Source organism: Mesorhizobium sp. 113-1-2 (assembly GCF_016756475.1).
In the GTDB taxonomy this organism is placed as follows: domain Bacteria; phylum Pseudomonadota; class Alphaproteobacteria; order Rhizobiales; family Rhizobiaceae; genus Mesorhizobium; species Mesorhizobium loti_C.
Map to the genome: position 1 here is coordinate 1452292 of NZ_AP023242.1, position 16350 is coordinate 1468641.

Annotated in this window: 15 protein-coding genes; 13 read left to right on the forward strand and 2 right to left on the reverse strand. The window is 62.0% G+C overall.

Going from position 1 to position 16350, the window contains the following annotated elements; all coding sequences use genetic code 11:
- Window positions 1–11 precede the first annotated feature (11 nt).
- The 10 genes from ybgC (at window position 12) to ftsH (ending at window position 10527) form a co-directional block, all read left to right on the forward strand.
- The gene (gene ybgC / locus JN279_RS06970; RefSeq protein ID WP_096451201.1) at window positions 12–482 is read left to right on the forward strand and encodes a tol-pal system-associated acyl-CoA thioesterase; all 471 of its coding nucleotides are present in this window, start codon (window positions 12–14) and stop codon (window positions 480–482) included.
- Window positions 483–903: 421 nt separating this feature from the next.
- Window positions 904–1614 carry a protein TolQ gene (gene tolQ / locus JN279_RS06975; protein WP_010912029.1) on the forward strand — a complete coding sequence of 237 codons (711 nt, stop codon included), beginning with the start codon at window positions 904–906 and terminating at the stop codon, window positions 1612–1614.
- Between the two features lie 10 nt (window positions 1615–1624).
- Window positions 1625–2077: a protein TolR gene (tolR, locus tag JN279_RS06980; RefSeq protein WP_096451199.1), complete on the forward strand. Its 453-nt coding sequence runs from the start codon at window positions 1625–1627 to the stop codon at window positions 2075–2077.
- A 7-nt stretch (window positions 2078–2084) separates the two neighbouring features.
- Entirely contained in the window at window positions 2085–3242 is a 1158-nt protein-coding gene (locus JN279_RS06985; RefSeq protein ID WP_096451197.1) for a cell envelope integrity protein TolA, read from the forward strand.
- 40 nt (window positions 3243–3282) lie between these two features.
- A complete protein-coding gene (gene tolB / locus JN279_RS06990; RefSeq protein WP_096451196.1) occupies window positions 3283–4593 on the forward strand; it encodes a Tol-Pal system beta propeller repeat protein TolB in 1311 nt (436 codons plus the stop codon).
- A gap of 38 nt (window positions 4594–4631) precedes the next feature.
- Complete coding sequence (locus JN279_RS06995; protein WP_096451194.1) at window positions 4632–5009, forward strand: four helix bundle protein; 378 nt, start codon at window positions 4632–4634, stop codon at window positions 5007–5009.
- A gap of 245 nt (window positions 5010–5254) precedes the next feature.
- The gene (gene pal / locus JN279_RS07000) at window positions 5255–5761 is read left to right on the forward strand and encodes a peptidoglycan-associated lipoprotein Pal (protein ID WP_095201157.1); all 507 of its coding nucleotides are present in this window, start codon (window positions 5255–5257) and stop codon (window positions 5759–5761) included.
- A 179-nt stretch (window positions 5762–5940) separates the two neighbouring features.
- Window positions 5941–7044: a tol-pal system protein YbgF gene (ybgF, locus tag JN279_RS07005; RefSeq protein WP_202352388.1), complete on the forward strand. Its 1104-nt coding sequence runs from the start codon at window positions 5941–5943 to the stop codon at window positions 7042–7044.
- A 58-nt stretch (window positions 7045–7102) separates the two neighbouring features.
- The gene (gene tilS / locus JN279_RS07010; protein ID WP_096451190.1) at window positions 7103–8476 is read left to right on the forward strand and encodes a tRNA lysidine(34) synthetase TilS; all 1374 of its coding nucleotides are present in this window, start codon (window positions 7103–7105) and stop codon (window positions 8474–8476) included.
- A 122-nt stretch (window positions 8477–8598) separates the two neighbouring features.
- Window positions 8599–10527 carry an ATP-dependent zinc metalloprotease FtsH gene (gene ftsH, locus JN279_RS07015; RefSeq protein WP_095201160.1) on the forward strand — a complete coding sequence of 643 codons (1929 nt, stop codon included), beginning with the start codon at window positions 8599–8601 and terminating at the stop codon, window positions 10525–10527.
- Window positions 10528–10848: 321 nt separating this feature from the next.
- On the opposite strand, the gene JN279_RS07020 is transcribed toward ftsH, so the two are convergent.
- Window positions 10849–11301 carry a hypothetical protein gene (locus JN279_RS07020; RefSeq protein ID WP_096451188.1) on the reverse strand — a complete coding sequence of 151 codons (453 nt, stop codon included), beginning with the start codon at window positions 11299–11301 and terminating at the stop codon, window positions 10849–10851.
- Between the two features lie 252 nt (window positions 11302–11553).
- Entirely contained in the window at window positions 11554–12390 is an 837-nt protein-coding gene (locus JN279_RS07025; RefSeq protein ID WP_096451186.1) for a hypothetical protein, read from the reverse strand.
- A gap of 369 nt (window positions 12391–12759) precedes the next feature.
- On the opposite strand from JN279_RS07025, the gene glmM reads away from it, so the two are divergent.
- The 3 genes from glmM (at window position 12760) to JN279_RS07040 (ending at window position 16222) form a co-directional block, all read left to right on the forward strand.
- A complete protein-coding gene (gene glmM, locus JN279_RS07030) occupies window positions 12760–14112 on the forward strand; it encodes a phosphoglucosamine mutase (RefSeq protein ID WP_096451184.1) in 1353 nt (450 codons plus the stop codon).
- 247 nt (window positions 14113–14359) lie between these two features.
- Window positions 14360–15199 (forward strand): outer membrane protein, encoded by an 840-nt coding sequence (locus JN279_RS07035; RefSeq protein ID WP_096451182.1) that lies wholly within the window; start codon window positions 14360–14362, stop codon window positions 15197–15199.
- Window positions 15200–15439: 240 nt separating this feature from the next.
- On the forward strand, window positions 15440–16222 hold the full coding sequence (locus tag JN279_RS07040) for an outer membrane protein (protein ID WP_096458068.1): 783 nt from the start codon (window positions 15440–15442) through the stop codon (window positions 16220–16222).
- The last annotated feature ends 128 nt before the right edge of the window (window positions 16223–16350 follow it).

The following is a 16350-nucleotide window of genomic DNA, read 5'->3' on the forward strand; positions in this document are numbered from 1 at the left end:
AAGGAAGCGCAATGGGCGATCATGGTGAATCGGCGACGCTGCTGGCGGGGCTTTCCGGCGCGCTGACGGCGTTCGGCCACCGGCTGATGGCGCGGGTCTATTATGCCGACACCGACTTCTCCGGCGTCGTCTACCACGCGCGCTATCTGGAATTCCTCGAGCGCGGCCGCTCCGACTATCTCAGGCTCACCGGCGTGCATCATACGGAGCTCGCCGACGGCAAGCATGGCGAGAAGATCGTTTGGGTGGTGCGCCGCATGGAGATCGACTTCCGCAGCCCCGCCCGCATCGACGACATCCTGACCGTCGACACAAGCACCGACAGCATTTCCGGCGCGCGCATCTTCATGGCCCAGCAGCTCAAGCGTGGCGACGAGATCCTGGTCGAAGCCAAGGTCGAGGCGGCGATCATCGGCGAGAACGGCCGGCCGAGGCGTTTTCCCAAGGAATGGGTCGCGGCGTTCATGCCTCGGGTGGGTTGATATTCAGGTGAGGCCGGCCTGCAAACGGCGGTCTCCTGCGCTTCCCCGTTCTACTGCGTCGCAGTAGAACTGAGCTCACGTACCCAAAAGTACGCCCCGCTCCGGTTCTCGGCGTCCGCCGTTTTCGACTCGGCCTGACCTGAATCTCAGCCCACCCGGCGTCGCGCTTGGACGAGGGCATTGCAGCAGGCGGGCGCGGCAATGCGCCGCGCCTTATTCACTAACCCATCCTTAACCATAACGGTTCATGAAGAGATTGGTGAAGATTGGCGCAATCCGGCGCCTTCCTTTCACCAATATTTGCCCTGAAAAGGCCGACAACGGCACGGTTTGGGGTGTCCGGTAGCTGCGTGCGAACCGACCACAAGGGATGCCATGGGCCAGCCGCCAGCTTCGCCCGGAAAATCTTAAGGACGTAACGATGGAAAATATCGCACTCGCCGATCCGGGCGCGCAATTGTCGATTTGGGCGCTGTTCATGCAGGCCAGCTGGGTGGTCAAGCTGGTCATGATCGGGCTGCTCTGCGCCTCGGTCTGGACCTGGGCGATCATCATCGACAAGCTGGTTGCCTATGGCCGCATGCGGCTGGCGCTGAACCGCTTCGAGCAGGTCTTCTGGTCCGGACAGTCGCTGGAGGAGCTCTACCGCACGCTCGCCGACCGCAAAACCTCAGGCATGGGCGCCATTTTCGTCGCTGCCATGCGCGAGTGGAAGAAGAGTTTCGAGAAGGGCGCCAAGACGCCACTCGGGCTGCAGACCCGCATCGACAAGGCGATGGACCTGGCGCTGACCCGCGAGATGGAGAAGCTGGAGGGGCGGCTCGGCTTCCTCGCCACCACCGGTTCGGCAGCCCCCTTCATCGGCCTGTTCGGCACGGTCATCGGCATCATGACCTCGTTCCAGGCCATTGCCGGCTCCAAGAACACCAGCCTTGCAGTGGTTGCGCCCGGCATCGCCGAGGCGCTGCTGGCGACGGCCATCGGCCTGCTCGCCGCCATCCCGGCGGTCATCGCCTACAACAAGCTGTCATCGGATGCGAGCAAACTCGCGGTGCGCATGGAAGGGTTCTCCGACGAGTTCTCCGCCATACTCTCGCGCCAAATCGATGAAAAAGTCGCGCCGAAGGCCTGAGGAGTAGCTGATGGGTATGTCCGTAGGCATGGCGGGACGCGGCGGGCGCGGCCACAGGCGGCGCGGCCGTCACCATGCGCTGATGTCCGAAATCAACGTCACGCCGATGGTCGACGTGATGCTGGTGCTGCTGATCATCTTCATGGTCGCGGCACCGATGTTGACAGTCGGCGTGCCGATCGACCTGCCTGACACGCAGGCCAAGGCGATGAATGCCGATACGCAGCCGATCACCGTCTCGATCGATGCCACGGGCAAGATATTCCTGCAGGAAACCGAGATCCCGATCGAGGAGCTGGTGGCCAAGCTACAGGCGATCTCGAAGACCGGCTACGAGGAGCGCATCTTCATACGTGGTGACAAGTCCACCGACTATGGCACGGCAATGAAGGTGATGGCCCGCATTTCGGCCGCCGGCTACAAGAATATCGGCCTGGTTTCGCTGCAGGAACAGGATCAATAGACGCGAGATGAAGACCGGCCTCACCACATCGGTGATCTTACATACGGCGGTGCTGGCCTTCGGCCTGTTCACGCTGTCGGCGCCGGCAGCGCTTCCGTCCGCCGATGTCGAGTCCGTCGCGGTCGATATCGTGCCGATGGAAGCCATTGCGCAGACGCTGCAGGGCGACAAGAAGGCCGTGATGCATGAAAAGCCGGCGCCGCTGCCGACGCAGCGTCCGGACATCGTGCCGGCTTCGCAGAAGATCGGCGAAAACAGCGTCGACACCGACAAGCCGATAACGCCGGAGGCCAAACCGAAGCCGGTCGACACGACCTCGGCTCCGCCGCCGGCGCCGACTCCGAAAGAAAAGCCGAAGACCGAGGACGTGCCGAAGCCGCAGGAAAAGCCGAAGCCCATTCCGGCGACGGAAGTGGCGCCGGCGCCGACGCCCAAGGAAGAGGTCAAGCCCGAGCCGGTCAAGCAGACCGAGCCCAAGCCGACGCCGGCCAAGCCGGCGCCGACCCCGCCGCCGCAGGACAAGACCGCTGCTATCGATCCGACGCCCGAGGTCAAGCCGGATGCCGTCGCCGAGGCCATAGCCAAGGACCCGCCGACCGAAGAGACGCAATTGCCGAGTTCGGCGCCGGCACCTGAGGCACGGCCGAAGCCGCAGCCGGCCCAGGCTGAAAGCGCCAAGGCGCCGGAACGCAAGGATGCCGACAAGCCGGTCAAGGAAGCCTCGTCGAAACCGAAATCCGACGACAAGCAGTTCAACGCCGCCGAGATCTCCGCTCTCCTCGACAAGCAGAAGCCATCCGGCGGCGGCGCCAAGCGCTCGACGCAGCAGGCCTCGCTCGGTGGCGACAAGGATCAGGGCCAGAAGTTGTCGAAGTCGGAGCAGGGCGCCCTGGAAAGCCAGTTGGGCGGTTGCTGGACCTTGCCGGTCGGGCTGGAAGGCTCGGAAAATTTCGTCGTCGTCGTGCGCTTCAACCTGGACAACTCCGGCAAGCTCGACGGACGCCCGTCCGTCGAAAAGTCGAGCGGCAACCGGCAGTTCGATGAAAGCGCGGTTCGCGCGGTTCAGAAATGCGACGTGGCCGGCCTGCAGGTTCCTGCCGGCAAACAGGATATCTGGAACGACATCCGGGTCACTTTCGATCCAAGGGAGATGCTCGGCCTTTAGGCCTGGCGTCAACCCAATCAAAGAAGAGAAGCGAGAAGATATGAGATCTTTCCTCAAGCCGCTCCTGACGATTGCAGCCATGGCGCTGGGCATGACGGCCGTAATCCCCATGCCGGCATGGGCGCTCGTCGAGCTCAACGTCAACAAGGGCAATGTCGAGCCGCTGCCGATCGCCATCACGGATTTCCAGGGTGGCGACGCGCTTGGCGCCCAGATATCCCAGATCGTCACTGCTGATTTGAAGCGTTCCGGCCTGTTCGCGCCGATCGACAAGAGCGCCTTCATCGAGAAGATAACGAACCCGGACGCCGCCCCTCGCTTCGACGACTGGAAGGTGATCAACGCCCAAGCGCTGGTCACCGGCAGCGTCAGCAAGGAAGCAGACGGGCGCATCCGTGCGCAGTACCGGCTTTGGGACACTTTTGCTGGACAGCAGATGGCCGGCGAACAGTTCTTCGCCAACGACGCCAACCAGCGCCGCGTCGCCCACATCATCGCTGACGCCATCTATGAGCGGCTGACCGGCGAGAAGGGTTATTTCGATACGCGCGTGGTGTTCATCGACGAGTCCGGCGCCAAGAATGCGCGCAAGAAGCGCCTGGCTATCATGGACCAGGACGGCGCCAATGTCCGCTATCTCTCGGATGGTCGCTCGATCGTGCTGACGCCGCGTTTCTCGCCGAACCGGCAGGAAATCACCTACATGTCGTATGAAAGCGGCCAGCCCAGGGTCTATCTCCTGCAGATTGAGACCGGGCAGCGCGAACTGGTCGGCAATTTCCCGGGCATGACGTTTGCGCCGCGCTTCTCGCCCGACGGCCAGAAGGTGATCATGAGCCTGCTGCGCGACGACGGCAATTCCAACATCTTCGCCATGGATCTGCGCAGCCGCTCGACGACGCGGCTGACCAATTCGACCGCCATCGACACCTCGCCCTCCTATTCGCCCGACGGCAGCAAGGTGGTGTTCACCTCCGACCGTGGCGGCCGCGCGCAGATTTATGTGATGGGCGCCGACGGCTCGGGCCAGACCCGCATCTCCTTCGGCGATGGCGTCTATTCGACGCCGGTGTGGTCGCCGCGCGGCGACCTCATCGCCTTCACCAAGCAGACCGGCGGCGAGTTTCAGATCGGCGTCATGAAGACCGACGGTTCGGGCGAGCGCATCCTGTCCTCGGGCTTCCAGCAGGAAGGACCGACCTGGGCGCCGAACGGCCGCGTGCTGATGTTCTTCCGCGACTCCAATGGCGGCCCGAAACTGGTTTCGGTCGATCTTACCGGCCGGAACGAGCAGCCGATTCCGACGTCGAACTTCGCGTCCGATCCCGCCTGGTCGCCGCTGCTGGAATAAGAGGGAATTGGAGAATTGAGGAATTGAAGAACTGAGGAATGGAGAAGCAGGGACACTACGTTGGGCGCGCCAGAGACCTTGAGGTCTACAAGCGCGCCTACGCGGCTTCTCTTGAGATTCACAAAGCCACGCTTGCCTTTCCGAAGATCGAGCAATATGCGCTCGCCGACCAGTTGCGTCGCTCCAGCAAGGCAATCTGCGCCAATCTGGCCGAGGGTTTTGCCAAACAACCTCACTCCAAAGCCGAATTCGCGCGCTTTATTTCGATGGCGATGGGATCGTGCAGCGAAGTGGAGACATGGATCTCCTACGCGTTCGACCTTGAGTACATACAGAAGACACAGCTCGACAGGTGGCAGCATTCCTATAGCCAGATCTACGGAATGCTGGTGAATCTCAGAGGAGCGCTCAAGTGACCTCTTTCTCCAATTCTTCAATTCCCCAGTTCTTCAGTTCCCCATTTTCCACGCCTTTGTCGCGTTTTGGCCGCATTTCCGCCTAGGGTCCGCGCCAACTGTGGCTTCAAGCCAAACGGCTGCGGACGGGCAGCTAAACCAATTTTTAACCGTGTTTCTTGAATGCCGGTTAACCCAAACGTGGTTACTGGGTGATCAACGAAATCACTCGAATACGATCACTCGAAATACGAAGGAGAGGCGGCATGGGCCGTATCGCAGCACTTACCAGAAACCCGGCCATGATCGCGCTGGTGGCGATGCTCGCCATCACCGGTTGCGCCTCGAAGAAGACGCCGAACAACGCCGCTGACCTTGGCCTCAACGGCGCGGGCGCTGCAACGCCGGGTTCGGCGCAGGACTTTACCGTCAATATCGGCGACCGCATCTTCTTCGACACGGACTCGACCTCGATCCGAGCTGACGCACAGCAGACGCTTTCGCGCCAGGCGCAGTGGCTGAACCAGTACAAGCAGTATGCCATCGTCGTCGAAGGTCATGCCGACGAGCGCGGCACGCGCGAATACAATCTGGCGCTTGGCGCCCGCCGCGCCGCCGCCACCCGCGACTTCCTCGTGTCCAAGGGTGTCGCTTCCAGCCGCCTGAAGACCATTTCCTACGGCAAGGAACGTCCGGTCGCGGTCTGCGACGACATCTCCTGCTGGTCGCAGAACCGCCGTGCGGTCACCACGCTCAGCGGCGCCGGTTCCTGATCGGCAAAAATACAACACAGCTTCGCGAAAGGCGGCCTCCGGGCCGCCTTTTTCATATCTGGGTGTCCGAAACAAAATTTGGCCGAAGTCTCGCGCCCTGCTATGAGCCGAGGGCGCTTGGCTGGTCCCACTCTGGTTGGAAGGCGCGAAACAGACCAACGACACACGGCGAGAGGCACATGCATTTGAGATCGGTTCTGAGCGGCACGCTTGCGCTGCTGCTCCTTTCAGGCGTCACAGCCCTGGGGGCTAGCGGCACGGGGCAATCAACCGACAGCGGGTTTTCCTTCCATCTGCCCAGCATCGAATTGCCGAAGCTTTTCGGTGAAAAGAAGAACCTGGATCAGGTTCAGATGGTGCAGTCCGATCCTACTGCCGTCACAAGCCTGGAAGACCAGCTGCGCCAGATGAACGGCAAGATCGAGGAACTTAATTTCCAGGTCCTGCAGATGCAGGAGCAAATCCGCAAGCAGCAGGAAGACAACGAGTTCCGCTTCCAGCAACTGGAAGGCGGCTCGCAGGGCGGACAGACACCGGCGGCGCCGAAGAAGAAGTCCGACGCAACCACTGACACCAACACCGACGTGGCCGCGGTCCCGGCAACGCAGGCGCCGGCTGATGCCGGCGCCGCTACTGGCAGCGATCAGTCGACCGGCGGCAAGACGGTCGAGGACGTCATCGTCGAATCACCCGATGGCGATCCAGGCAAGGTGATCCCGGGCACCGGCGCGCCGGAAAAGACCTTTGGTTCCATCACCGTCGACAAGAACGGCAATGTGATCGATGCCGGCGGCAACACCCAGTCGACCGCGCCGACGCAAGATATTGCCCCGGCCACCAAGGCACCGGCCAAGGCCGGCAAGTCCAATGGCACGATCGTCGCGGCGCTGCCTTCCACCAAGGACCCGGAAGAGCTCTACCGCAATTCCTATCAGTTCATCCTGTCGGGCGATTACAGCACCGCCGAACAGGGTTTCCGCGATCATATCTCGCGCTTCCCCAAGGACGCCAAGACGGCGGACGCGCATTACTGGCTTGGTGAATCGCTGCTTGGCCAGCAGAAATACCGCGACGCGGCCGAAGTCTTCCTCGCCGCCAGCAAGGACTACCCGAAGGCCAAGAAGGCGCCCGACATGCTGTTGAAGCTCGGCGTGTCGCTGGTCGGTCTCAAGCAGCACGACGTTGCCTGCGCCACCTTCAGCGAAGTCGGCAAGCGCTACCCCGATATTTCCAATGCACTCAAGGAACGCGTCAAGCAGGAGAAGGCCCTGGCTGCGTGCTGATTTTTCCTAGGCATGTCTTATTCCCAAAGCTGGGACCACTTTTGGTCGACATGCGTTGATGCTCGACACCGAGCCTGATCTTTCGACCGGACTTTTTTCGCATATCGATTTTACCCACGGCGCCGTCGCGGCCGTGTCCGGCGGCAGCGACTCGACCGCCCTGCTTCTTCTTCTCAAACAGCATCTCGACCGAACCGCGCCGTCCGCGAAGCTGCTGGCTGCGACGGTCGACCATGGCTTGCGGCAGGGCTCGGCAGCCGAGGCGCAAGCTGTAGCGAAGCTTTGCCTGGAGCGTGGCATTGCCCACCGCACCCTGGTCTGGGCCGGAAGCAAACCATCGACTGGTCTGCCGGCGGCGGCGCGGGAAGCGCGCTACCATTTGCTGGCACAGGCGGCGCGCGCGGAAGGCATCGGCCTGATCGTGACTGGCCATACCGCCGACGACCAAGCCGAGACGGTGCTGATGCGGCAGGCGCGGGATAAGGGCCGAGAGTTTGCCTTCATGGCGGGCCGCGGGATTGCCGGCATGGCGCCGGCCACCCTTTATGACTGGCGCGAGTGGATCGTTCGCCCGCTTCTGGGCACGCGGCGCTCGGCGCTTCGCGATTTCTTGGGGCGTGAGCATGTCGGCTGGGCCGATGATCCGACCAATATCGACGAGGCCTTCGAGCGGCCGCGTGTGCGCGCCGCTGTTGCCGGCGAAACTGTCGGGCGTATCGAGGATGTGCTGCTGCTCGCCGGGCAGGCCGCCGTCGAACGCAGGCAGCTTGGCGCCGGCGCCGCCGATCTGATCCATCGCTTCGCCAGCCAGCCAGCCATCGGCCTCATCCGCCTCGATCCCGCTCTGCTGACCGTGGACGACAATCGGGCGGCCATCTACGCGTTGCGTATCCTGCTGGCCACCGCCGGCGGCGTTGCCTTTCTGCCGGACCAGGCGCGTAGCGAGGCATTGTTCGGCCGGCTGAAGGCCGGATTTCTTTGCGCCACATTGTCGCGGACCGTGGTCGATTTCCGGCGTGCCGGCCTCTTCCTGCGCCGCGAGGCGCGGGGTTTGCCGCAGGCTGCCATGGTCGCCGACAACGCCGTCTGGGACGGCCGCCGCCACATCACATTGAACGACAGGTCAGGCGCATTGTTGATCGCTCCGTTGGGTGCGGCAGCAGCGAAGCGGCTGGCGGTCGATGATGGAGAAACCCCGGCGAGCCTGATGCGCGCCGCTTTGGCTGCGGAACCGGCATCGCGGCAAGCCCTTGAAAATCCTCGTCTGCCGCAGGGCGAACCGGGGTCGCCAGGGTTCGCGGTACGGCCGGTCGTGTCGCCTTTTGCCCGCTTCCTGCCGTCCTTCGATCTGGCGCCAGCGCGGGCCGCAGCCGGGCTGATCGGAGCGTCACCGCTTCCCGCTCCGCCATTGCGCGGCCACAGTGCCGATTGATGGTGGCCGAAAGCTTAACCCAGACGTGCTGTTCTGCTTGGCAAGGGGAGACGCTCTCCCTATGTTAGGCCCAAGTTTCCTCTCATGATGCTGTCCGTGTGCGGACGCCAACGGGACAATTGATGAATCCGAACTATCGCAATCTCGCGCTCTGGGCGATCATAGCGGTCCTGCTCATCGCGCTTTTCAATCTGTTCCAGACGCCGCAGACGCGCGGGGCTTCGAGCGATGTGCCTTATTCGCAGTTCCTGCAGGATGTCGCGGCCGGCCGGGTCAAGACGGTGACCATTGCGGGCGCACGCATCACCGGCACCTACACCGACAATTCCACCAGCTTCCAGACCTATTCGCCCGGCGATCCCCAGCTGGTCTCGCGGCTGCAGGACAAGAACGTCACCATCAATGCGCGGCCTGAGACCGACGGTTCCAATTCGCTGTTCGGCTACCTGATTTCGTGGCTGCCGATGATCCTGATCCTCGGCGTCTGGATATTCTTCATGCGCCAGATGCAGTCCGGATCCGGGCGTGCGATGGGTTTTGGCAAGTCGAAAGCCAAGCTTCTGACGGAGGCGCATGGCCGCGTCACCTTCCAGGATGTCGCCGGCGTCGACGAGGCCAAGGAAGATTTGGAAGAGATCGTCGAATTCCTGCGCGATCCGCAGAAGTTCCAGCGCCTCGGCGGCAAGATTCCGCGCGGCGTGCTTTTGGTCGGCCCTCCCGGCACCGGCAAGACGCTGCTCGCCCGCTCGGTCGCCGGCGAAGCCAACGTGCCGTTCTTCACCATTTCCGGTTCGGACTTCGTCGAGATGTTCGTCGGCGTCGGCGCGAGCCGCGTGCGTGACATGTTCGACCAGGCCAAGAAGAATGCCCCCTGCATCATCTTCATCGACGAAATCGACGCCGTCGGCCGCCATCGCGGCGCCGGCCTCGGCGGCGGCAATGACGAGCGCGAGCAGACGCTGAACCAGCTGCTGGTCGAGATGGATGGTTTCGAATCCAACGAAAGCATCATCCTGATCGCAGCCACCAACCGCCCCGACGTGCTCGATCCTGCGCTGCTCAGGCCGGGCCGTTTCGACCGCCAGGTGGTGGTGCCGAACCCCGACATCGTCGGCCGCGAGAAGATCCTCAAGGTGCATGTGCGCAACGTGCCGCTGGCGCCCAATGTCGACCTCAAGGTCGTGGCACGTGGCACGCCGGGCTTCTCCGGCGCCGACCTGATGAACCTAGTCAACGAATCCGCGCTGATGGCGGCGCGGCGCAACAAGCGCCTCGTCACCATGGCCGAGTTCGAGGACGCCAAGGACAAGATCATGATGGGCGCCGAGCGCCGTTCGTCGGCCATGACCCAGGCCGAGAAGGAGCTGACCGCCTATCACGAGGCCGGCCACGCCATACTGGCGCTCAACGTGCCGTCGGCCGATCCGCTGCACAAGGCCACCATCATCCCGCGTGGCCGGGCGCTCGGCATGGTCATGCAGTTGCCGGAGGGCGACCGCTATTCGATGAGCTATAAGTACATGATCTCGCGCCTCGCCATCATGATGGGCGGCCGCGTCGCCGAGGAGTTCAAGTTCGGCAAGGAGAACATCACCTCGGGCGCTTCCTCCGATATCGAGCAGGCAACCAAGCTGGCGCGCGCCATGGTCACGCGCTGGGGCTTCTCCGACAAGCTTGGCCATGTCGCCTATGGCGACAACCAGGAGGAAGTGTTCCTCGGCCATTCGGTGGCGCGCACACAGAACATCTCGGAAGAGACCGCGCAGATCATCGACGCCGAAGTGCGCCGCCTGATCGACGAGGCCTATTCGACGGCAAAGTCCATCCTGACAAAGAAGAAGAAGGAATGGATCGCGCTGGCCCAGGGCCTGCTCGAATACGAGACGCTGTCGGGCGACGAGATCAAGCAGCTGATCGCCGGCGAGAAGCCGGCGCGCGACCTTGGCGACGACACGCCGCCCAGCCGTGGCTCGGCCGTGCCGAAGTCCGGCGGCCGCCGCAAGAAGGGTCCCGAGCCCGAAGGCGGCATGGAGCCCCAACCATCGAGTTGAGGTGGCGCGAGAAAGACTGATCGAGAAACGCCGCGGCTTGGTCCGCGGCGTTTTTGTTTGGAATTGGAGAGCGGCTGGGGGCGCGGTCCCAAGCTGGAATGAAAGCGGCGATCCTTCGCGCCCCTCTGCCTTGCAGGCTTTCGTTGCTCTGAAAGCCAGGCAATTGGCTCTCAGTCCGCTGCGCGGATCGCTCCTCAATCCCCAGGAGGGGGGAGATTGGCCGCGTGGCCACTGGCGGCAGTTGGACTATCTTCCGCAGTCCACAAAAAGCCCGCGAACCTTGCGGCTCGCGGGCTTTTGCTTTTCGAATGCTGCTGGCGATCAGCCCTTAAGCCGCGCATTGCACAGGCTGTAATAGCCGCCGCCCTTCTGGATCCAGCGAAGGCCGTTTAACGTACCCGCCTCCTTGTTGCCGTGGTAACCCTGCAGGCAGGTCTTCATCCGCGCCTTCGCGGGCTTTTCGGTCTCGAACTCGGCGGCAAGGGTGGTCGGGAATGTTACGCCCGCCGGCGCTACAGTGGGGGCGACCGCCGCGCTGGTTTCCTTTTTCGGCTGCGGCGCGGTTTTGACGGTATCCGCGCTGACACTCTCCGCTGCGGACGTCGCGCATTTCTCCTTGCGGAAAGCGGCCCAGTCCATGCCGTTCAGAGTGCCGCCTTCCTTGGCTGCCCGATAGGTCTCGCCGCATTCCTTCATCGTCAGTGCGCTTGCAGGGGCGACGCCCCAGGCAACCAATGCCGTCACAGCCAATACCGCCAATTTCAAATTGAACATAAGACCCTCCTGGTTGATAACGTTCGATGTCCTTTTGTATACTGTTTGTTCCGTATATGTTCAACCGGAATCTTTGCGAGCTACTTATAAAACCTGCCGGTCGGAAGTGTGGGCGGGTTGATGATGCCGGTCGTTCCCGACAGATGCAGATGCGGGTAGAGCCGCAAGCGTCTTCGCGCGCAACAAACGCGCAACGAAAAGGCCCGCGCATCTCACGATGCGTGGGCCTTCTTTCTTCGAATAACTAGGCGATCAGCCCTTCAGTTTGGCATTGCACAGGCTGTAGAAGCCGCCGCCTTTCTGGATCCACTTCAGGCCGCCAAGCGCGTTGGCGTCCTTGAGGACATAATACTGGTCGAGACAGGTATGCATGCGGCCCTTTCCGGGGGTCTCGCTGGCATATTTCGGCGAGATCGCGGATGGGAAGGTGACGCCCTTGGGCGCAACCGTCGTCGGCTTTGCCGGCTCCTTGGTGTAATTTGCTTCACTTGGAGCAGGCACGGTGTCGTCATCGGCGGCAGCGGCGCCGCATTCGGCCTTGCGGAAGTCGTTCCACTTCTGGCCCTTCAGCGTGTTGGCCGTCTTGGCAGCCTGGTACTTGGCGCTGCACTCGGCCATCGTCAGGCCCTTGCCGTCGGCGGCAGCCGCGGCGGCCTTGGTGGTTGCCGGCTTGGTGGTGTCGGCGGCGGCGGATGCGCCGGCGGCGCATTCAGCCTTGCGGAAGTCGTTCCACTTCATGCCGTTCAACGTGCCGGCGGCCTTAGCCGCCTGGTACTTGGCGCTGCATTCCTTAGCCGTCAGGCCTTTGGCCGTGCTGTCGGCCGCCGCGGCCGCAGGCTTGGCGGCCTTGGCCGGCTTGGTTTCGGCAGCCTTGGTCGTTGCCGGCTTGGTGTCGGTGGTGGCCGCGGCGTCGGTGCCGCACTGTGCCTTGCGGAACTGGTTCCAGGTCTGTCCGGCAAGTGTCCCCGCATCCTTGGCGGCGTTATACTTCGTGCTGCATTCGGCCATGGTCAACGCGTTGGCTGGCGCAGCCAGGAACAACGTCGCTACGGCAAGGCCGGTCAAAGTGGCAAGTCGGTGGATGAGCATAGCGTTTCTCCGTTGCAGCAGCCCATTATACGTCCCGGCGAATCAATAACGCTCAACGATCGGTTGCGCCAGATGCTAAGTGAGGTATATATCGCCGGAAGCTCGGTTCTCCCGATAAGGTGATGAAATCATTGTCCCTTACCGGGTTGAAAACAAGATTTTCCGCGTGCAGCTGCGCCGAATAGCTCGCAGAACTGGTATATTGCCGTGCCACAGTGCCAGCATGTTGGGTTGCGGCCTTGTTGTGTGCAGCGCACAACAATGATTTTCTAAGGATTGGTAACATATAATCACACAATGTGATCATGGCGCATCGGCCAATTGTGGCATGAGATGCCGGCAAAAGAACCGTCAGGGACTCTAACTAGCATGGCAGGAAATTACTTCGGCACCGACGGCATTCGCGGGCGCGCCAACAAGTTTCCGATGACCGCTGAAATCGCCATGCGCGTCGGCATGGCCGCCGGCCTTTCGTTCCAGCGCGGCAGCCACCGCCATCGTGTCGTTCTCGGCAAGGACACCAGGCTTTCCGGCTACATGATCGAGAATGCGATGGTGGCCGGCCTTTGCGCCGCAGGCATGGACGTGTTCCTGCTCGGCCCGATCCCGACCCCGGCCGTTGCCATGCTGGTGCGTTCACTGCGCGCCGATATCGGTGTCATGATCTCGGCTTCGCACAACCCCTATTACGACAACGGCATCAAGCTGTTCGGGCCGGACGGCTACAAGCTCTCCGACGAGATCGAAGAGCGCATCGAGAGCATGCTCGACAAGGATATAGATCTGGCACTCGCCGATTCCGACGGGCTTGGCCGCGCCAAGCGCGTCGACGGTGTGCATGACCGCTATATCGAATTCGCCAAGCGCACCTTGCCGCGCTCGATGTCGCTCTCGGGCCTCAGGATCGTTGTCGATTGCGCCAATGGCGCCGCCTACAAGGTGGCGCCCGAGGCGCTGTGGGAGCTTGGGGCCGAGGTCGTGGCCATCAATGTCGAACCGAACGGCTTCAACATCAACAAGGAATGCGGCTCGACCCATCCGGCCGGCCTGCAGAAGAAAGTGCACGAAGTGCGCGCCGATATCGGCATCGCGCTCGATGGCGATGCCGACCGTGTCGTCATCGTCGACGAGAATGGCACGATCGTCGATGGCGACCAGATCATGGCGCTGATCGCCGAGTCCTGGCACCAGAGTGGACGGCTTGCCGGCGGCGGCGTGGTTTCGACGGTCATGTCCAATCTCGGCCTCGAACGCTTCCTCGGCGACATGAAGCTGCAATTGCACCGTACCAAGGTCGGTGACCGCTACGTCGTGGAGCACATGCGCGCGCACGGGCTCAATGTCGGCGGCGAGCAGTCGGGCCACATTGTGCTGTCGGATTTCTCGACCACCGGCGATGGCCTCGTATCGGCGCTGCAGGTGCTGGCCTGCATCAAGCGCCAGGGCCGTCCGGTCAGCGAACTGTCGAAGAAGTTTGAACCGGTGCCGCAACTCCTGAAGAATGTCCGTATCGCCGGCGGCAAGCCGCTCGAGGAAGCTCCGGTCAAAGCCGCCATCGAGGATGCACGCCACCGTCTCGGCAAGGCCGGGCGGCTGGTCATCCGTCCGTCCGGCACCGAGCCGCTGATCCGTGTCATGGCCGAGGGCGACGATCCGCAGTTGGTCGAGGCCGTCGTCAACGACATCGTCGAGGTCATTTCGGAGACCCGCAGCGCCGCCTGATCTCCGGCGCGCCCGCGGCACGCCACGCCGCTGATTGCATCGAGGCCCGCCCTTCCGGCGGGCTTTTTTGTTGGCCGGGAACTGACCTCAGACTGTCGAAATCATCCCCGAATCCTTCGAATTTTAGAGATTCGTGGTTAATCGACAGGGTTAAACGCCTTTTAACTTTTCCAATTCATTATCCACGCTTGAAAGCCAATCTCATTCGGACGCGATCGCGTTCCGAGGGTTCCTAGGGGTGACAAGCATGTTCAATACAGCAAGAAAGGCCCTGTTCGCGCTGCTGTTCGCGGGCCTGGCCTGGCCAGTGTTTGCAGCCGACCTGCCCGAGCCGCAGGTCGAAGAGGCACCGCCGCCGGTCTATGAGCAGCCGGTCGATGTCGGTGGCTGGTACATCCGTGGCGACCTCGATTACCACAAGTCGTACGTGAGCGGCATCGACTACATGACCTACACAGTCGATCCCTGTAACTGTTCGGTCACGCCCGGCGGCAAGAGCTTCGACTACGGCAAGCTCAAGGGCGGCTTCTCGCTCGGCGGCGGCGTCGGCTACAAGATCAACGATCACTTCCGCACTGACGTGACCGCCGACTACTGGTTCAAGTCGAACTTCAACGGCGGTACCTCGGATCTCGTTTCGACTTCGGTCGAAGCGTCGAAGATGAGCGCCTTCCTGCTGCTCGCCAATGCCTATGTCGATATCGGCACCTGGCACGGCATCACGCCTTATGTCGGCGCCGGCATCGGCGGCGCGCATGTCAAATGGGATACCGTCTATGACCCGACCCCGGGCGCTACCGAGCGCAATCCGGGAGCATCCAACTGGCGCTTCGCTTACGCGCTCATGGCCGGCGCTTCCTACTGCCTGACCGACAAGATCATCCTCGATGCGGGCTATCGCTTCTCCCATATCCAGGGCGGCCGCATGTTCGAATGGGATGTGACCAGCTCCGGCCCGGGCTTCGACCGTGGCATCAACACCCACGAGGTGCGCGGCGGCCTGCGCTATCAGTTCGGCGGCAACAATGGGTGCGCGGCACCGGTGGTGGCCTACCAGCCCGAACCTGAGCCGATCTACACCAAGTAAGAACTTTACTGCCTCGAATAGACGCGAACCGCCCGGCTTGACCGGGCGGTTTTCGTTTGTGCTGTCGCCAATGAAGTGTCTGGGAGCAAGGTCAATTTGGAGCGACATGCATTAGCTGAAATGAATTCGCTAACGCTCTGTTAGCCTTAACCGTGACTTAACCACTATGGTTAACAATGCTTCCTGAAACGATGGCTGCCGTGTTGATTGCAGATGTCGCCAAATCCGGGAGTCGGGACCATGACACTCACATCGCGTATTGTGCTGGCGCTTGCCGGACTCGGCCTCTTGCCGCTGACACCGGCATTCGCCGCCGATTACGATCCGCCGATCTACGCCGATCAGGCGCCCGACTATGTGCCGGTCGAGGTCGGCTCCGGCTGGTATCTGCGCGGCGACGTCTCCTATCTGGTGCAGAAGAGCTTCAAAAATGGGGATTTCACCTTCCCGTCAACGATCAACGATGAAAGCTTTAGCGAGAGCGAGAACGCGGTCTTCGCGAGCGTCGGCTTCGGATATCATTTCAACGATTATCTCCGCGCCGATCTCAACTTCGGCTATTTGCCGGGTAACAACGCCAACTTCAGCTATGACGATTCAGCCGTCGTCGCACTGCCGACATTTCCGACCCAGGGATCGGGATCCCTGAAGAACTATGCCTTCTCAGGGATACTCAATGGCTATGTCGATCTCGGCACATATGTCGGAATCACGCCTTATGTTGGCGCCGGCATCGGTTTTGTCCGTAGCACGCACAAGCTTTCGGCGAGTTACACGGACAACAATGTCCCCGCCAACAGTTTCAGCGTGCAGGACAATGCGACAAAATATTCCCTCGCCTATACGCTGAATGCGGGCCTTGCCTACCAGGTGACGAAGAATGTTTCCGTCGATCTCGGCTATCAGTATTTTTCCGCCCCGAGCGCGGAGTATGTGACGGCCGAGAGCCTGACCTCCTTTCCGGTCAAGAAGGGAATCAGCAATCACCAGGTCAAGGTCGGGCTGCGCTACGATCTCTGGTAGGCCCGGGATAGATCAGCATTTTGGCGGCGGATCCCTGAGGTCCGCCGTTTGCGTTTGAAATCACGCGATCCTGATCACGGATTCGCCGGTATCCCGGCAGCGACAAAAACTTTCCTCTTGACGCCCGA

What these genes read in the sequence shown, in the direction of transcription:
- ftsH (WP_095201160.1), top strand. Translation starts at nt 8,599, where the DNA reads ATGAATCCGAACTATCGCAATCTCGCGCTCTGGGCGATCATAGCGGTC.
- JN279_RS07040 (WP_096458068.1), top strand. Translation starts at nt 15,440, where the DNA reads ATGACACTCACATCGCGTATTGTGCTGGCGCTTGCCGGACTCGGCCTC.
- JN279_RS06995 (WP_096451194.1), top strand. Translation starts at nt 4,632, where the DNA reads ATGGAGAAGCAGGGACACTACGTTGGGCGCGCCAGAGACCTTGAGGTC.
- JN279_RS07020 (WP_096451188.1), bottom strand. Translation starts at nt 11,301, where the DNA reads ATGTTCAATTTGAAATTGGCGGTATTGGCTGTGACGGCATTGGTTGCC.
- JN279_RS07025 (WP_096451186.1), bottom strand. Translation starts at nt 12,390, where the DNA reads ATGCTCATCCACCGACTTGCCACTTTGACCGGCCTTGCCGTAGCGACG.
- tolR (WP_096451199.1), top strand. Translation starts at nt 1,625, where the DNA reads ATGGGTATGTCCGTAGGCATGGCGGGACGCGGCGGGCGCGGCCACAGG.
- tilS (WP_096451190.1), top strand. Translation starts at nt 7,103, where the DNA reads ATGCTCGACACCGAGCCTGATCTTTCGACCGGACTTTTTTCGCATATC.
- pal (WP_095201157.1), top strand. Translation starts at nt 5,255, where the DNA reads ATGGGCCGTATCGCAGCACTTACCAGAAACCCGGCCATGATCGCGCTG.
- JN279_RS06985 (WP_096451197.1), top strand. Translation starts at nt 2,085, where the DNA reads ATGAAGACCGGCCTCACCACATCGGTGATCTTACATACGGCGGTGCTG.
- tolB (WP_096451196.1), top strand. Translation starts at nt 3,283, where the DNA reads ATGAGATCTTTCCTCAAGCCGCTCCTGACGATTGCAGCCATGGCGCTG.
- JN279_RS07035 (WP_096451182.1), top strand. Translation starts at nt 14,360, where the DNA reads ATGTTCAATACAGCAAGAAAGGCCCTGTTCGCGCTGCTGTTCGCGGGC.
- glmM (WP_096451184.1), top strand. Translation starts at nt 12,760, where the DNA reads ATGGCAGGAAATTACTTCGGCACCGACGGCATTCGCGGGCGCGCCAAC.
- ybgC (WP_096451201.1), top strand. Translation starts at nt 12, where the DNA reads ATGGGCGATCATGGTGAATCGGCGACGCTGCTGGCGGGGCTTTCCGGC.
- tolQ (WP_010912029.1), top strand. Translation starts at nt 904, where the DNA reads ATGGAAAATATCGCACTCGCCGATCCGGGCGCGCAATTGTCGATTTGG.
- ybgF (WP_202352388.1), top strand. Translation starts at nt 5,941, where the DNA reads ATGCATTTGAGATCGGTTCTGAGCGGCACGCTTGCGCTGCTGCTCCTT.